The organism is Oscillibacter sp. MSJ-31, assembly GCF_018918025.1.
In the GTDB taxonomy this organism is placed as follows: domain Bacteria; phylum Bacillota; class Clostridia; order Oscillospirales; family Oscillospiraceae; genus Hominicoprocola.
This window is the reverse complement of record NZ_JAHLPT010000009.1, coordinates 53,741-66,085: the sequence shown is the minus strand read 5'-3', so window position 1 is coordinate 66,085 and position 12,345 is coordinate 53,741. Positions and strand designations below refer to the sequence as shown.

The window sequence follows — 12,345 nt, the reverse complement described above, 5'->3', positions numbered from 1 at the left end:
GTTACTCCGTCAGGCCGAGGGCGCGGCGGGCGGCGATCTCGGCGTTTTGGGTCAACTGGCGTTGCCACGCGCTGTAGCGGGGAGACCAGCGGAAACCGTTTTGTTTCAGGGCATCGCGCTGCTCGTCGTCGGGCTTTTCGTCAAAGATGATCTGGAGACGGTCGGCCTCGGTGTTGCGGACGATCTCACCGCCGGGGAACTTTGTGTTGTCGGCGGGCTGCTGGGCCTGCTCCGTGCGCTTGTCCAGCTCGTCGAGGCGGGCTTGTGTGCGCTTGATCTTGCCGCGCAGGCTGGTTAATTCATAGTCGGGGATGGGGTGCTTTACCCACGGGCAGCGCTGGCAGGTGTCGGCAAAGTCGGCGGTGAGCTTGGCGGCGGCCTCGGCGGTCAGACCGGGAAAGCCGACAAAGGATTTGTGCTTGCGATAATAGGCATTCATGGCCTTGTTGCGGTCAAGCTGGGCTTGCAGCTTTTGGAGCTGGTCAGTGAGCATTTCGCGGGCGTGGGGGTCGGCGAGGTCTACCGCGCCGGTGCCGACGGCCTCGATCTTGTTCAAGATGGCCTTGATCTCGTCGTACTCTTTCCAGAGGGTACCCTCGCGGGACATCTGCTTTTCGTGCTTTTTCATGTTGTAATTGCCCGCGCCGGAAATGAACTGGCTGGGATAGCTGGCCTGATTGCGGTTGTAGTCGTTCGTCCATTGAGCAAGGCGGCGGGCGTAGCGGTCAAGCAGCGCGTCGAGCTTGTCGTGGTAGTAGGGGCTGACCTTGGCTTTCCGTGCCTCCACCAGCGCGGCGGCCTCGTCCACGGCGGCGCGGTAGCCGTTGGTGGCGCTGCCGGGCTGGTAGTCGCTCATGTGGACGCAGTAGTGAGCGTTGCGGGCCGTGTCCTCGTTGATCTCGTAGTAGCGGGCGGCGGGCTTTGCTTCGGCCTGCGGTGTGGAGATCATGCTTGTCTGTTCGTACATGGTGTGTACCTCCTGATTTTGTTTTGGGTCTTGCTTATGGGGCGCCGTCGCTTTGTCCGGTGCGGCGGCTCCAAGGTATCCGGTTTTGTGGTCAGTCGAGACAGGTTTCGTAGCGGATGCGGTATTGCTCTTTGAGCTTGTCATAGGCGCGGGTGGTGACGGTGTAGGTGTTGCGCTCCTCGTCGTAGCTGATACCGCGCCCGTGGAGCTGGGGCAGATCGTCACGGAGCGGGCGGAGAAAATAATGCTTGCCGTAGTAGGAAAGATCGGCGGCAAAGTCACAGCCCGTGGGGGCCTGCTGCATTTCGTAGCAGTAGACATATTCGCCGGGCTTGTCGGCCTGAACGGCGGGGGCCTTTTCTGCCTCTAATGCGGCGTAGTCCGGGGCGTAGCCGAACAGCTCGCCGGTTTTGGGGTCGTAGCGGGCGGCGGAGAAGTCCGGGACAAAAAGCGTTGTCTGCTCGTTGATCTGCTGGGCGTAGCCGCCGGGGACGGGGGCAAAGGTGCCGTTGATCTTGCGTTCGATGGATGCCATGTTGTTTACCTCCTGTTTTCGTTGTCGAGGGCGGACAGAGCGGCGGCCATGCCCTGCTCAAAAATGCGGGTGTTCTCCGCGCTGGATTTTGTGAGATCGTTCGAGTAGCTGCAGGCGGGCCAGAGCGGGCAGTCACACGCGCCGCGTCCGGGGTTGTAGTGCTGATTGCAGATGGTTTCGATGCGTTCGCCTGTCTCGGCGGGGATGTAAAGCCATGCCATTTTGTGTACCTCCTGATTTGTGATTTGGTTTTGTGCGTGGGGTCGGGTCGCTTTGTTCGGTGCGGCCCGTCCAAGGTGTCCGGCGGCGGGGGGTCAGACGCTATCGCCCAGCGGGACGACACGCCACTCCTCCGGCCTTTTCTTCGTGGCTTTGATCTGCTCCAGCGGCTCCCGTTCCTCGCATACGGCGTACTGCTTCCAGCGGTAGCCCTGAAAACAGCGGTTTTTGGTCAGCGCCTCGCGGGGGATGTAAAGCTGCTTGTATTCCAGCGCGTACATGGTCAAGCCTCCTCGCTAATCTCGACGGCGGCGGGGCGGTGCTTGTGCATCGCGGTCTCGGCCTCGTCGAGACTGTGAAAATATCCGGCGGTGCTGCTGGGGTGGCGCAGGCAGCAGCTATCCTCCAGCACGGAATACCAGTTTTCAAACAGCGTTTCACCTGCAAGGCAAACGATGTCATGACGCTCGTCCCCGTCGCGGTATTGCTTGATGATCTCCATTTTGTTGCCTCCTCGTTTTTGTGTTCGGCCTGCCATCATCAGCACCGGGCGGCCATTCCCGGCGGACGGCCCCGGCGGGCCGTTTCGGCTTGGGTTTTGTTATGCGACGCGGAAATAATAGGCGTTCTTCTTGCCGCTCCACTTGCCCCCGGCGGCTTCGATCTCTTTTTCGTGGGGCTTTGTGTCTCCGGCCAGCCAGACAACCGGCGCGGCGGTGGTTGCGCCCTTGATGGTGGCCGTCAGGCCGTCCACCTCTGCCCAGCGGGCCGCGATGATCTCGGCGGCGGTCTTGGGTTCGACGGCCTCGGCGGCGGGCTGCTCCGTCTTGGTTTCGTGCAGCTCGGCCAGCTTGTTTTTCAGCTCGTCGATCTCGTTGGCGGCGCGGTACAGATCGCCGCGCAGGGTGGCGGCTTCTTCCTGAGACTGGGCCAGCTCGGTGCGGAGCTTGTCGGCCTCGCCGGTTTTGGTGTTGTCCTCGGCGGCCTCGGTGAAAAAGGCCCGGACGGCGCGAACGGTTTCGGGTTCGGCCTTAATGGGCATGACCACGGCAAACGGTTCATCGTCGCAATAGGCGACGGCGGCGGAGATCGCGGACGTGGTGCGGAGCTGGGCGGCGGGGTGCAGCGCGGCGATGAATTTTGTGTCGTAGATCGCGGCAAAATCGGCGGCGGCGTTGTAGTAGCAGACGGCGGCGGCCTTGGGGGTCTGCACGGTCAGCGGGGAGCGCTGGAGGGGCTGCGCGTCGGCGTTGGTTTTCAGCGTGTCGGCGTACAGTCTGACGAGATCGAGCTTGTGCGCGTCGTCCTCGTGCTTGCCGTCCTTGTCAAGCGTCCAGTTGCCCGGCTCGCAGCAGGTGAAGCCCTGCACGGTGGCGGCGTACTCCGGCGGGTTCATGGTGCAGAGAAGAAAGCCGTTGCATACGTAGATCGTGCCGTCCTCGGTGACTTGGCAGACGAGGCGCGGGGAGCCTTTCAGGGCCTTGGCGGTGGCGGCGGTGTAGCGTCCTGTGAATTTCATCTTGTGTTCCTCCTGATTTTGTTTTGGGTTTTGCTTCTGGGGCTGGGTTGCTTTGTGCGGTGCAGCCCTGCTAAAGTATCCGCTTGCGCCGGGTCAATGCTTGGACTTCTCCACCTGCAAGGCGTGGAACAAATGGGCCTTTGCCATGTAGAAATGCGGGTCGGTCTCCGGCGCGTCTTTTCCGGCGGCCTCGGCGGCCTCGCGGGCGGCCTTGCCGGGCTTGTCGGTGTACTTCCAGAGCTGGCAGGTGATGGCGGACTTTGCACCCTTTTTCACGCTGTAGCCCATGCGCTTCCACTCGGCGAACGTGTGGAACTGATCGGCGGCCAGCATGGCGGTGAAGATGTCCTCGGCGGTGGCGGCGCTGCCCTCGTCAACGGTGATCGTGACGTTGGCACGGCGGGCGGCGATCTGCTCGGCGGTGTAGGTGGCTTGCACCAGCTCGGCGAGCTGGGCGGGGGTGAAGCTGGCGCGGACGTTCTCAAAAATGATCTCGTTGTTAGTCATGGCGTTTTTCCTTTCCGGCCTTGGCGGCCTGTACACGGTGTCGTGTTGTTTGCTGTGGCTCGAATGTAACACGGCACCGTGTATTTTGTCAAGCGTTTTTTTGAAATTTTTTTCGGGGCTGGGGTGTTCCCCCGTAGGGGGAAATTTTTTCGGCCTGCCCTGCTGGGCTTGCGTTCTGCGGGCGGGTGTGCTATGCTTTAGCCGTGGCCGGGCGGCGGCGAACTCGCCGCCCGTGCCGGGGGAAGAACGCCGGGCCGTGCCTTGCTGGGGTGGCCCGGCGTTTTACTTGTTCAGCCGCTCGCGGAGCTTTTCGCGGAACTCCTCGATGGTCTTGCACTCGTCAGCGAGTATCAAGAGCCGGAGCCGTTCGGCCTCCTGCGCTTGCTGTACAAGCAATTCGCCTGTGTTCGGCGTGGTCATGTTCACCTCCCCTTTCTGGTCGCCGTGGTCGGCGGTTCGCTGGGCGGCGGTCGCTGTGGCCGTCCGCTTGCCCTGCATGATAGCGGCGGATTTTTGCGCCGTCAATAGGGCTGTTTTCGTTCCCCAGTCCCCCTTTAGGGGGGACGTGGGGAAGCTTTTTTGCACAAAAATCTGCGGCGTTTTCTGTGCAAATCGCTGTGGTTGGGGGACTATAGGGGGCATATTAGCTTAGCTTATCCGGGGACGATACCGGGCGCGGTAAATACCCTCGGCGGCGGCTCCGGCCTGCCCGGCGGCAGATCGGCAGACGGTCACGGCGGCAGATCATCCACCGGCGGCAGGCGGTCAGGGTGGGCGGCTCCGATGGGGGCGGCGGTCGGTGTGTCGGTACGCTGGGCAGACGGTCGGCAGGACGGCGGCCAGCTCCAGCAGTCAGCAGGACGGCCAGCCATCCGCCAGCGCCGCCAGACGGGCAGGCGCAGGAGATACCAAACGCGCAGGCCCGCGCAGGAGATACCAAACGCGCAGGCCCGCAGGCGCAGCATACGAGCCATCCGCCGCCAGAGCGGCCAGCCATCCACCAGCCCCACAGGCCAGCAGGCCGCAGGAGATACCAAACGCCCGCGCCCGCGAAGATACCACGACGCGCAGGCCCGCGCGAAATTCTAAACGCGCCCGCGCGAGGTACTGGCGGCGCGGCGGTCGTCCTTTGCGGGTTCGGAAGCCCAAAATTTTTTTAGGTAAGGGGTCGAAAAATCGCTTCCGGGGAGCCGGGGCGGGAAAAGTTGGCGGGGTCAAAAATGCGACAGAGGAAGAAAACGGGGCGGTTTTGGGCAAAAAAGAAGCCGCCTATGCGGCGGCTGATGGCGAGAACGGCGGGCGGCTGTAATATGGAACGGGCGGGCGCTCGCGTATGCGCGAGAAGCTACGGGCTGCGGCGAGGTCGGCGGCGATGAAGCGTCTGGCGGCGGGTATCATTTTCGTGGCATCACGAAAATGGTCAGAGGGAGAGCGGGACGGCGCTGCCGCGACGGGAAATAGAAAAGCGAAACTGCCTACAGTCTGTTGGCAGCTCCGCTATTATTCTTTCTGTTCCAGATCGCCGGTGAGCCATACGAGGGAAACACCGAGAACGCGGGCGAAGATGGCAAGCTCATAATCGGTAACGAAACGGTCGCCGGTCTCAATGCGGCTGATTGCCTCTCGCCCCAGACCGACACCATAGACCTGCATCTTGGCGGCAAGGACATCTTGGGATAGGCGTTGGGCAGTTCGCGCCTGATGTATTCGGTCGCCGGAGATATTGGCCCGCCCGGAGTAATCATATATTTTCATAAGCCGTCCCTCCTGTTCTGCTTGACAATACCATTTTTTACGGATAATCTTGTAATAAAGATTTACAAAATATGAGAAAGCAGAGAAAAAAGTAGAAAAGATTTACAATGTGCCGAAACACGGACACGGGCGCGACACACAAATGTGAGGCGGCAGACTGTATCGCAGCAGAGTTGTTTTTTTGAATAGGCGTAAGCTGGCCGGGACGAGCGACCGGCTCAAACCAGCTTAAACAAGCTCAAACCATAAAAAACGGAGAAAGGATGAAAGAAAATGACAAGGGAAAAAGACAGGCGGAGGTGGAGCCTGCGGCGACTGGCGGCGACGGCGGCGGTCGTTGCGCTGTGCTTGTTGCTGGCCGGATGCGGCGGCGGGGACACAGGCGACAAGATCAGCGCACCATTTGAAAGCGGAAAGTGCAAGGGGATGGAGTTGGAGGTCGTCAAAAGCCAACTGGCAGAAGCGGGCTTCACCAACATTCAGGAAAAGCCGCAGGAAACGGCAACGGAATTTCTTGCTGACAGCGTTATCTCGGTGAAGATCGGCTCGAACACAAGCTGGAACAGCGCCAACACATGGAAGCCGGATACAAAGATCGCCATTGAGTATTACGCCTATACGGGTATCCGGCATATTGATGTGACTATGGATATTGCCGTGGGCGGTGAGGATGGGAAACCAGTATTTACCGTGCAGACCAGCTTACCGGACGGAACGAAATTGAGCGCAGAACTTTCCTACAATGACGAACTGGCGGGCGGGCGCGAGGACTATGTGGAGACGCAGACCATCACGGTACAGGACGGCAAAGCGCAGACCGCGCCATTCACAAAGGACGGAGAGATGCTGACGGGGCAATACCGCTTTGGCGTGGCCATGTTCCCGGCGGAGCAGAGCCAGCAGGTGCAGGAGATCGTGGGTGCGTCCGGCGAGGCCATGCGTGGTGCGCTGGTGGAAAAGGACGGAGACTACAGCTATATCGCCGCGTCGATGGAATACACATCCCATGTTGCGGAGATCGTTGAGAAGATCAGCGAGGAGGAGCTGCGAGAGAAACTAAAGACTGCGCTTTCCGGCTTTGGCGACGACTGCACCATCAGCAAAGATGGGTATGTTTACACCGTGAACGTGTGGCAGGAGGGCTTGGCACAGACGGCTATGCTCGCGCAGACCGGTGACAAGGACGCGAAAGAGGCATGGGATAAAATCGTATACACAACCATGCAAGCCTCGGATAGCCTGCAAGAGCTGCTGACGGCCAGCGGGTACGGGGACTACATGGTACAGATACAGGTTTTGAACGACAAAAACCACGATAACACATTGTTGACGGTGACCATGGGAATGGCATCGTATAACTGCGTTTCCTAACCATCGAAAAATTTTTCGGGATTAGCAACTTCCGCAGGTTTTTCGTGATAATATCATACCGTGGAATAAAGCCCGTGGCGGAAACGCTGCGGGCTTTGCCATTGGTGCGTCCTGCGCCGGTCGAAGCCCTGCGTTCCTACGCGGGGTATTTCCGTAGGCCGAGCGGGGCGCACAGCTATTTGGAGGTGTGAAATGCCGAAGCGGAGCAAGTCGCGCGACACCGCCAAGGCTGCATACATCGCCCGCAAGGCGGCGGGCGAGGAAGTAAGCCTGCGGGAGCTGGCGCAGGAGCAGGGGGTGAGCTATCAAACCCTGCGGAATTGGAAAGCAGCGGACAAGTGGGATGAAGCTCTGCCAAAGAAGCGGCGGGGCGGTCAACCGGGAAACCGCAACAGCGTGGGAAAGAAAAACGCTGCCGGAAGCCATGCGGGCGCACCGGCGGGAAATAAGAACGCAGAAAAGGACGGAGCGTACAGCGCCGTCTTTTTTGATATGCTCTCGGACGCAGAGCGGGAGATCGTACAGCGAACACCGCTGGGAAGCCGCGCCGCGTTGGAGCATGAAATGCAAATCCTGAAATTCCGGGAGCATAAGATACTCGCCAAAATCGCGGAGTATGAGGCAGCCCCGGAGGACAGCCTGTACATCAACAGCCTGATGGACATGAGAGTGCCGGGCGGACGCGGCAAGGACAAGCAGGACGGTGCCTTACAGAGCATGGGAATGTACAGCAAGGACAGCGCGTTCAGCCGTGTGCTGAAATTGCAGGAGGCGCTATACAAGGTGCAGGGCCGCATCGCCAAGATTGCGGACAGTCTGCGGGCGCTGGAGGAGAGCGAAAAGCGCATGACGCTGGAGCGGGAAAAGCTGGAGCTGCTGCGTATGAGAGCCACCGGCGCGGTGGATGTACCAGACCCGGAAACGGATGGAGAGGACGCAGAGGAGATGGCATAATGGAAAGCATTTTAACAATCCTGCTGGGCGGTGTGTTGCTGGCTGCGGCTTTGCTGGGTGGGGCGCTGGCGGTTCCACATCCGTGGGGGATTGTGCCGACGGCGGTGGTCATAGCTGGATGGACAGCGGTGTGCTGCTTTCTGGCAGTCACGCAGTTGGAAATGCTGGGTATGCTGGTCACGGCGATTGTGGCAATCTTCACAGCAGTTCGTCTGGGGGAAGGGCGGTAGATGAAATGACACTCTACACAAGCAAAGTAGTGGCCCAGTGGTTATGCCTGACGGAGCGGCGGGTGCGCCAGCTTCGGGACGAGGGCGTGATTGTGGAGGCCCGACCGGGGCTTTACGAGTTACAGCCGACAGTGGCACGGTACATCACCTACATCGGCGGCGCGGGCAAGGAAACGCTGACAAACGAGCGCATGATGCTGACGCGGGCAAAGCGTGAGGCGGCGGAAATGGAAAACGACCTGCGGCGGGGCGAGGTACACCGCACGGCGGACATCGAGCGGGGCATCCAGTCCATGTTCCTGAACATCCGCAGCCGCTTTCTGGCGCTGCCCGCCAAGCTCTCTCCCACCCTGTCCACCATGGGCGGAGATCAGACGGGTATCTTCGACGAGCTGAAAGGGGCCATCGAGGAAATTCTGGAGGAAATGAGCGATTACCGGGTGGCCTTTGCGGCGGAGGACGGTGAGGACGATGGAGAAGCAGAAAAAGAAACACCCATGTAGCGGGTGCGTGTGGCGGGTGCAGACCAGTGAGGACAAGGTGCTGTGTATGTTCCCTCGCTGCGTGAGAAAAGAATATGAGCGCTACTGGCCGCAGGGGAAGCAGAGCGATGAAAAAGCGAAAGATCATTGATCTGCCAAAGCCGACGCTGGAGCTGTTGGCACGGTGCGCGGCGGTGCTGAAACCGCCCCCGGCTTTGACGCTTTCGGAGTGGGCAGACCGATACCGGGTGCTGTCGGCGGAGAGCAGCGCGGAGCCGGGGCGCTGGCACACGGACAAGGCACCATACCAGCGGGAGATCATGGACGCAATCGGCGACCCGCACATCCGCAAGGTGGTGATCATGAGCGCGGCGCAGATCGGCAAGACCGACGCTTTCATCCTCAATCCGCTGGGCTACTACATGGACTACGCCCCGGCTCCCATCCTCGTGATGCAACCGACGCTGGACATGGGACAGACCTTTTCCAAAGACAGGCTCGCGCCCATGATACGGGACACGCCGGAGCTGCGGGACAAGATCGACGTGAAAAGCCGCTATTCCGGCAACACCATCATGAAGAAGAATTTCCCCGGTGGCCACATCACCATCGTGGGCGCGAACAGCGCAACGGGCCTTGCCAGCCGTCCCATCAAGGTGTTGCTGGCGGACGAGGTTGACCGCTATCCGGCCAGCGCCGGAACGGAGGGCGACCCGCTATCCTTGGCCCAGAAGCGACAGACGACCTTTTGGGACAAAAAGACGGTGATCGTCTCCACGCCGGTCATTAAGGGCCAGAGCCGCATCGAAACGGAGTTCAACCAGTCCACGCGGGAGGAATGGAACGTGCCATGCCCGGAGTGCGGGGAGTATCAACCCCTCGTGTGGGCCAACGTGGTATTTGACAAGGACGACCCGCAGGGCGAGGTGCTGTATAAGTGCGAGCGCTGCGGTGTAGTGAACGGAGAATACCAGTGGAAGCAGGCAAGCAAGCGCGGTCGCTTTGTGCCGGAGAACCCCGGCGCGGAGGCGCGGGGCTTTCACCTGAATACGCTGGCCTCAACGTTCTGCTCATGGAAAGAGATCGTGCAGAAATTCCTTGTGGCAAAGGAACAGCTTGATCAGGGAAACCCGGAGGGCATGAAAGTCTGGGTGAACACGGAGCTGGGCGAAACGTGGGAGGAGCAGGGCGAGCAGGTGGAGGATGCCGCGCTGCTGAACCGGCGGGAGCTGTACGATGCGGACGTGCCGGAGGGAGTGCTGGTTCTGACAGCCGGTGTGGACGTGCAGGACGACCGCTTCGAGGTGGAGGTGGTCGGCTGGGGCATCGGCAAGGAGAGCTGGGGCATCCGCTACCAGAAGATATACGGCGATATGCTGAAAGAGCAGGTATGGCAAGACCTCGACAATTTTCTGCTGGGCGGCTTCAAGAAAAAAGACGGGACGGTGCTGCACATCATGAGCGCCTGCATCGACACCGGCGGCCACCACACAGATCAGGTATACCGCTTCACGGCGGAACGGTGGGAGCGAAAGATATGGTCGATCAAGGGCAAGGGCGGCGCGGATGTGCCGTATATCCGAAACCCAACCACTAACAACCGCGTGAAAACGCCGCTGTTCATCATCGGCGTGGACGCGGGAAAGGCCCTGCTGTATCAACGACTGCGGCATGAGACCAAGGGGCCGAACTACTGCCACTTTCCGCTCAATGAGGAAGCGGGCTATGACGAGCAGTATTTTATCGGCCTGACAGCCGAGAAAATGGTGGTGCGCTGGCGCAAGGGCAGAAGTGTTGTGGCGTGGGAGCTGAAAGACAGCAAGCACAAGCGCAACGAGCCGCTTGACCTGCGCAACTACGCTACGGCGGCGCTGGAGATCGCTAACCCCATTTTGCAGGAGGGCGAGATCGCAAAACCTATCAGAAAACGTCCGGCGGGCCGCCGGAGGCGGGGAGGGATTTAATTGGCAATCTTTACGAAAGAAATGTGTCAAAAGAAACTGAACACATGGCTGGCGGCGGAGGAGGCCATCGCCACCGGCCAGAGCTATCAGATCGGCAGCCGTATGCTGACGCGAGCTGACTTGAAGCGGGTGCGCGAGGAAATGGAATACTGGGCCGGAAAGCTGGCCGAGGCAGAGGCAGAGGATAAGCACGGCGGACGAAACCGCGCCTATCGTGCCGTGGCCCGCGACGTATGAGGAGGGAGCGCATGATGAAACCGAACATCCTTGACCGGGCAATCATGACCGTGGCTCCCGTCCACGCGGCGAAGCGGGCGGCGGCGAGAGCCGCGCTGAGCGTGATCAACAGCGGGTACGGCAACTACGGAGCCAACCTGACGAAAAAGAGCATGAGGGGATGGATGTACCACGGCGGCAGCGCCAAGGAGGACATCGAGGACAACATCGACATTCTGCGGCAGCGGAGCCGAGACGCTTACATGGGCATCCCAACGGCCACGGCGGCGCTGAAAACCATGCGGACGAATGTTGTAGCAGGCGGGTTGATGCCAGCACCGCAGCTCGACAGCGACTATCTGGGGCTGGACGAGGCGGCGGCGGAGAAGCTGCAAGCGCAGATCGTGCGGGAGTTCGCCCTGTGGGCGGACACGCCGGTATGCGACGCGGAGCGGATGGACAACTTCTATCAGCTCCAGCAGCTCGCCTTTTTGAGTTACCTGATGAACGGCGACACCATCGCCCTGCTGCCAATGAAGCATCAGGCGGGAGTGCCGTATGACCTGCGTGTGCGGCTGATCGAGGCAGACCGGGTATGCAGCCCAGACGGTTTTGACCGGCTGATGCCATGTACCGTGCAGGGCTGCGAGGTGCAGAGCATCGTACAGGGCGTGGAGACAGACGCGGACGGTATGGTGACAGCCTACTGGATATGCAACCGGCATCCGCTGGGCAGCAACAGCGCCGTGGACGCGGCGGGGCTGACGTGGCAAAGAGTGGAAGCCTACGGCGATACAACCGGGCGGCGGAACGTGCTGCACATCATGAGCCGCGAGCGCATCGGCCAGCGGCGGGGCGTTCCCCTGCTGGCCCCTGTGCTGGAGAGCCTGAAACAGCTTGGCCGCTATACGGACGCGGAGATCACGGCGGCGGTGATCAGCGCCATGTTCACGGTATTTGTGAAGTCACAAAACCCGTCGGACGGCAGGCCGTTCGGAGAAATGATACCGGCGGAGGAGCTGATCGACAGCGCCGACCAGAGCAGTATCGAGCTGGGGCCGGGGGCCATCATTGACCTGAACCCCGGCGAGGAGGTGCAGTTTGCAGACCCGAAGCACCCGAACACCGGGTACGACGAGTTTACCAACGCAACCATCCGCCTGATCGGCGCGGGACTGGAGATACCGCCGGAGGTGATGATGAAGCAGTTCACCACCAGCTATTCGGCAGCTCGCGGCGCACTCAACGAGTTCTGGCGCACCTGCAGTATGCAGCGGGACTGGTTCACGGACGATTTCTGCCAGCCGGTCTATGAGGAGTGGTTTGCAGAGGCGGTCGCCCGTGGGCGCATCCACGCGCCGGGCTTTTTCACCGATCCGGCGCGGCGCAAGGCGTACACGGCATGCGCGTGGAACGGCCCGGCACGGACAAACCTGAACCCCGTACAGGAGGTGGATGCCGCCATCAAGCGGGTGGATGCCGGTTTCAGCACGGCGCAGGAGGAGACGGCGCAAATGACCGGCGGGGACTACAACCGCAACATCAAACTGCGCGTGACGGAGGCCAAGCGAAAGCGCGAGGTGGACGAGATCGGAAAAGCGCAGACGGCGGGAGAATAGGAGGAAA

At 60.8% G+C, this 12,345-nt stretch carries 18 protein-coding genes and 1 other RNA gene; 8 read left to right on the top strand and 11 right to left on the bottom strand.

Annotated features, from left to right (window positions below; translation table 11 throughout):
- Nucleotide 1: 1 nt before the first annotated feature.
- The 10 genes from KQI17_RS08040 to KQI17_RS07995 all read right to left on the bottom strand — a co-directional run bounded on the left by KQI17_RS08040 (nucleotide 2) and on the right by KQI17_RS07995 (nucleotide 4,784).
- On the bottom strand, nucleotides 2–967 hold the full coding sequence (locus KQI17_RS08040; protein ID WP_253285734.1) for a hypothetical protein: 966 nt from the start codon (nucleotides 965–967) through the stop codon (nucleotides 2–4).
- A 91-nt stretch (nucleotides 968–1,058) separates the two neighbouring features.
- Nucleotides 1,059–1,502 carry a hypothetical protein gene (locus tag KQI17_RS08035; RefSeq protein ID WP_216495661.1) on the bottom strand — a complete coding sequence of 148 codons (444 nt, stop codon included), beginning with the start codon at nucleotides 1,500–1,502 and terminating at the stop codon, nucleotides 1,059–1,061.
- Nucleotides 1,503–1,507: 5 nt separating this feature from the next.
- A complete protein-coding gene (locus tag KQI17_RS08030; protein ID WP_216495660.1) occupies nucleotides 1,508–1,723 on the bottom strand; it encodes a hypothetical protein in 216 nt (71 codons plus the stop codon).
- A 93-nt stretch (nucleotides 1,724–1,816) separates the two neighbouring features.
- Nucleotides 1,817–2,002 (bottom strand): hypothetical protein, encoded by a 186-nt coding sequence (locus KQI17_RS08025; protein ID WP_216495659.1) that lies wholly within the window; start codon nucleotides 2,000–2,002, stop codon nucleotides 1,817–1,819.
- Between the two features lie 2 nt (nucleotides 2,003–2,004).
- On the bottom strand, nucleotides 2,005–2,223 hold the full coding sequence (locus KQI17_RS08020) for a hypothetical protein (protein ID WP_216495658.1): 219 nt from the start codon (nucleotides 2,221–2,223) through the stop codon (nucleotides 2,005–2,007).
- Nucleotides 2,224–2,246: 23 nt separating this feature from the next.
- Nucleotides 2,247–2,313, bottom strand: an RNA gene (locus tag KQI17_RS08015) — hammerhead ribozyme type II.
- Between the two features lie 9 nt (nucleotides 2,314–2,322).
- A complete protein-coding gene (locus tag KQI17_RS13785) occupies nucleotides 2,323–3,240 on the bottom strand; it encodes a hypothetical protein (RefSeq protein ID WP_216495657.1) in 918 nt (305 codons plus the stop codon).
- Nucleotides 3,241–3,333: 93 nt separating this feature from the next.
- Nucleotides 3,334–3,747 (bottom strand): hypothetical protein, encoded by a 414-nt coding sequence (locus tag KQI17_RS08005; RefSeq protein WP_216495656.1) that lies wholly within the window; start codon nucleotides 3,745–3,747, stop codon nucleotides 3,334–3,336.
- Nucleotides 3,748–4,029: 282 nt separating this feature from the next.
- Nucleotides 4,030–4,272 carry a hypothetical protein gene (locus KQI17_RS08000; protein WP_148336986.1) on the bottom strand — a complete coding sequence of 81 codons (243 nt, stop codon included), beginning with the start codon at nucleotides 4,270–4,272 and terminating at the stop codon, nucleotides 4,030–4,032.
- A 206-nt stretch (nucleotides 4,273–4,478) separates the two neighbouring features.
- Nucleotides 4,479–4,784, bottom strand: a complete 306-nt coding sequence (locus KQI17_RS07995; protein WP_216495655.1) for a hypothetical protein — start codon at nucleotides 4,782–4,784, stop codon at nucleotides 4,479–4,481.
- A 92-nt stretch (nucleotides 4,785–4,876) separates the two neighbouring features.
- Here KQI17_RS07995 and KQI17_RS07990 point away from each other — a divergent pair, with 92 nt between their 5' ends.
- Complete coding sequence (locus KQI17_RS07990) at nucleotides 4,877–5,056, top strand: hypothetical protein (protein ID WP_216495654.1); 180 nt, start codon at nucleotides 4,877–4,879, stop codon at nucleotides 5,054–5,056.
- Nucleotides 5,057–5,247: 191 nt separating this feature from the next.
- Here KQI17_RS07990 and KQI17_RS07985 read toward each other — a convergent pair whose 3' ends face one another.
- The gene (locus KQI17_RS07985; protein ID WP_216495653.1) at nucleotides 5,248–5,502 is read right to left on the bottom strand and encodes a helix-turn-helix domain-containing protein; all 255 of its coding nucleotides are present in this window, start codon (nucleotides 5,500–5,502) and stop codon (nucleotides 5,248–5,250) included.
- A gap of 273 nt (nucleotides 5,503–5,775) precedes the next feature.
- Between KQI17_RS07985 and KQI17_RS07980 the strand changes: the two genes are divergently transcribed.
- The 7 genes from KQI17_RS07980 (at nucleotide 5,776) to KQI17_RS07950 (ending at nucleotide 12,338) form a co-directional block, all read left to right on the top strand.
- The gene (locus tag KQI17_RS07980; RefSeq protein WP_216495652.1) at nucleotides 5,776–6,873 is read left to right on the top strand and encodes a hypothetical protein; all 1,098 of its coding nucleotides are present in this window, start codon (nucleotides 5,776–5,778) and stop codon (nucleotides 6,871–6,873) included.
- Between the two features lie 192 nt (nucleotides 6,874–7,065).
- A complete protein-coding gene (gene terS, locus KQI17_RS07975; protein WP_216495651.1) occupies nucleotides 7,066–7,827 on the top strand; it encodes a phage terminase small subunit in 762 nt (253 codons plus the stop codon).
- Nucleotides 7,827–8,057, top strand: a complete 231-nt coding sequence (locus tag KQI17_RS07970; RefSeq protein ID WP_216495650.1) for a hypothetical protein — start codon at nucleotides 7,827–7,829, stop codon at nucleotides 8,055–8,057. Before terS ends, KQI17_RS07970 begins: the two co-directional genes overlap by 1 nt.
- A gap of 29 nt (nucleotides 8,058–8,086) precedes the next feature.
- Nucleotides 8,087–8,560 (top strand): hypothetical protein, encoded by a 474-nt coding sequence (locus tag KQI17_RS07965; protein ID WP_371821975.1) that lies wholly within the window; start codon nucleotides 8,087–8,089, stop codon nucleotides 8,558–8,560.
- A gap of 107 nt (nucleotides 8,561–8,667) precedes the next feature.
- The gene (locus tag KQI17_RS07960; RefSeq protein ID WP_253285733.1) at nucleotides 8,668–10,503 is read left to right on the top strand and encodes a phage terminase large subunit family protein; all 1,836 of its coding nucleotides are present in this window, start codon (nucleotides 8,668–8,670) and stop codon (nucleotides 10,501–10,503) included.
- Between the two features lie 21 nt (nucleotides 10,504–10,524).
- Nucleotides 10,525–10,740 carry a DUF6148 family protein gene (locus KQI17_RS07955; protein WP_253285732.1) on the top strand — a complete coding sequence of 72 codons (216 nt, stop codon included), beginning with the start codon at nucleotides 10,525–10,527 and terminating at the stop codon, nucleotides 10,738–10,740.
- Between the two features lie 11 nt (nucleotides 10,741–10,751).
- Nucleotides 10,752–12,338, top strand: a complete 1,587-nt coding sequence (locus KQI17_RS07950) for a phage portal protein (RefSeq protein WP_216495646.1) — start codon at nucleotides 10,752–10,754, stop codon at nucleotides 12,336–12,338.
- Nucleotides 12,339–12,345: the final 7 nt, after the last annotated feature.

Excerpts from the sequence above, each read along its gene's own strand:
- KQI17_RS08040 (WP_253285734.1), bottom strand. The coding sequence starts at position 967 with ATGTACGAACAGACAAGCATGATCTCCACACCGCAGGCCGAAGCAAAG.
- KQI17_RS08035 (WP_216495661.1), bottom strand. The coding sequence starts at position 1,502 with ATGGCATCCATCGAACGCAAGATCAACGGCACCTTTGCCCCCGTCCCC.
- KQI17_RS08030 (WP_216495660.1), bottom strand. The coding sequence starts at position 1,723 with ATGGCATGGCTTTACATCCCCGCCGAGACAGGCGAACGCATCGAAACC.
- KQI17_RS08025 (WP_216495659.1), bottom strand. The coding sequence starts at position 2,002 with ATGTACGCGCTGGAATACAAGCAGCTTTACATCCCCCGCGAGGCGCTG.
- KQI17_RS08020 (WP_216495658.1), bottom strand. The coding sequence starts at position 2,223 with ATGGAGATCATCAAGCAATACCGCGACGGGGACGAGCGTCATGACATC.
- KQI17_RS13785 (WP_216495657.1), bottom strand. The coding sequence starts at position 3,240 with ATGAAATTCACAGGACGCTACACCGCCGCCACCGCCAAGGCCCTGAAA.
- KQI17_RS08005 (WP_216495656.1), bottom strand. The coding sequence starts at position 3,747 with ATGACTAACAACGAGATCATTTTTGAGAACGTCCGCGCCAGCTTCACC.
- KQI17_RS07985 (WP_216495653.1), bottom strand. The coding sequence starts at position 5,502 with ATGAAAATATATGATTACTCCGGGCGGGCCAATATCTCCGGCGACCGA.
- KQI17_RS07980 (WP_216495652.1), top strand. The coding sequence starts at position 5,776 with ATGACAAGGGAAAAAGACAGGCGGAGGTGGAGCCTGCGGCGACTGGCG.
- terS (WP_216495651.1), top strand. The coding sequence starts at position 7,066 with ATGCCGAAGCGGAGCAAGTCGCGCGACACCGCCAAGGCTGCATACATC.
- KQI17_RS07970 (WP_216495650.1), top strand. The coding sequence starts at position 7,827 with ATGGAAAGCATTTTAACAATCCTGCTGGGCGGTGTGTTGCTGGCTGCG.
- KQI17_RS07960 (WP_253285733.1), top strand. The coding sequence starts at position 8,668 with ATGAAAAAGCGAAAGATCATTGATCTGCCAAAGCCGACGCTGGAGCTG.
- KQI17_RS07955 (WP_253285732.1), top strand. The coding sequence starts at position 10,525 with ATGTGTCAAAAGAAACTGAACACATGGCTGGCGGCGGAGGAGGCCATC.
- KQI17_RS07950 (WP_216495646.1), top strand. The coding sequence starts at position 10,752 with ATGATGAAACCGAACATCCTTGACCGGGCAATCATGACCGTGGCTCCC.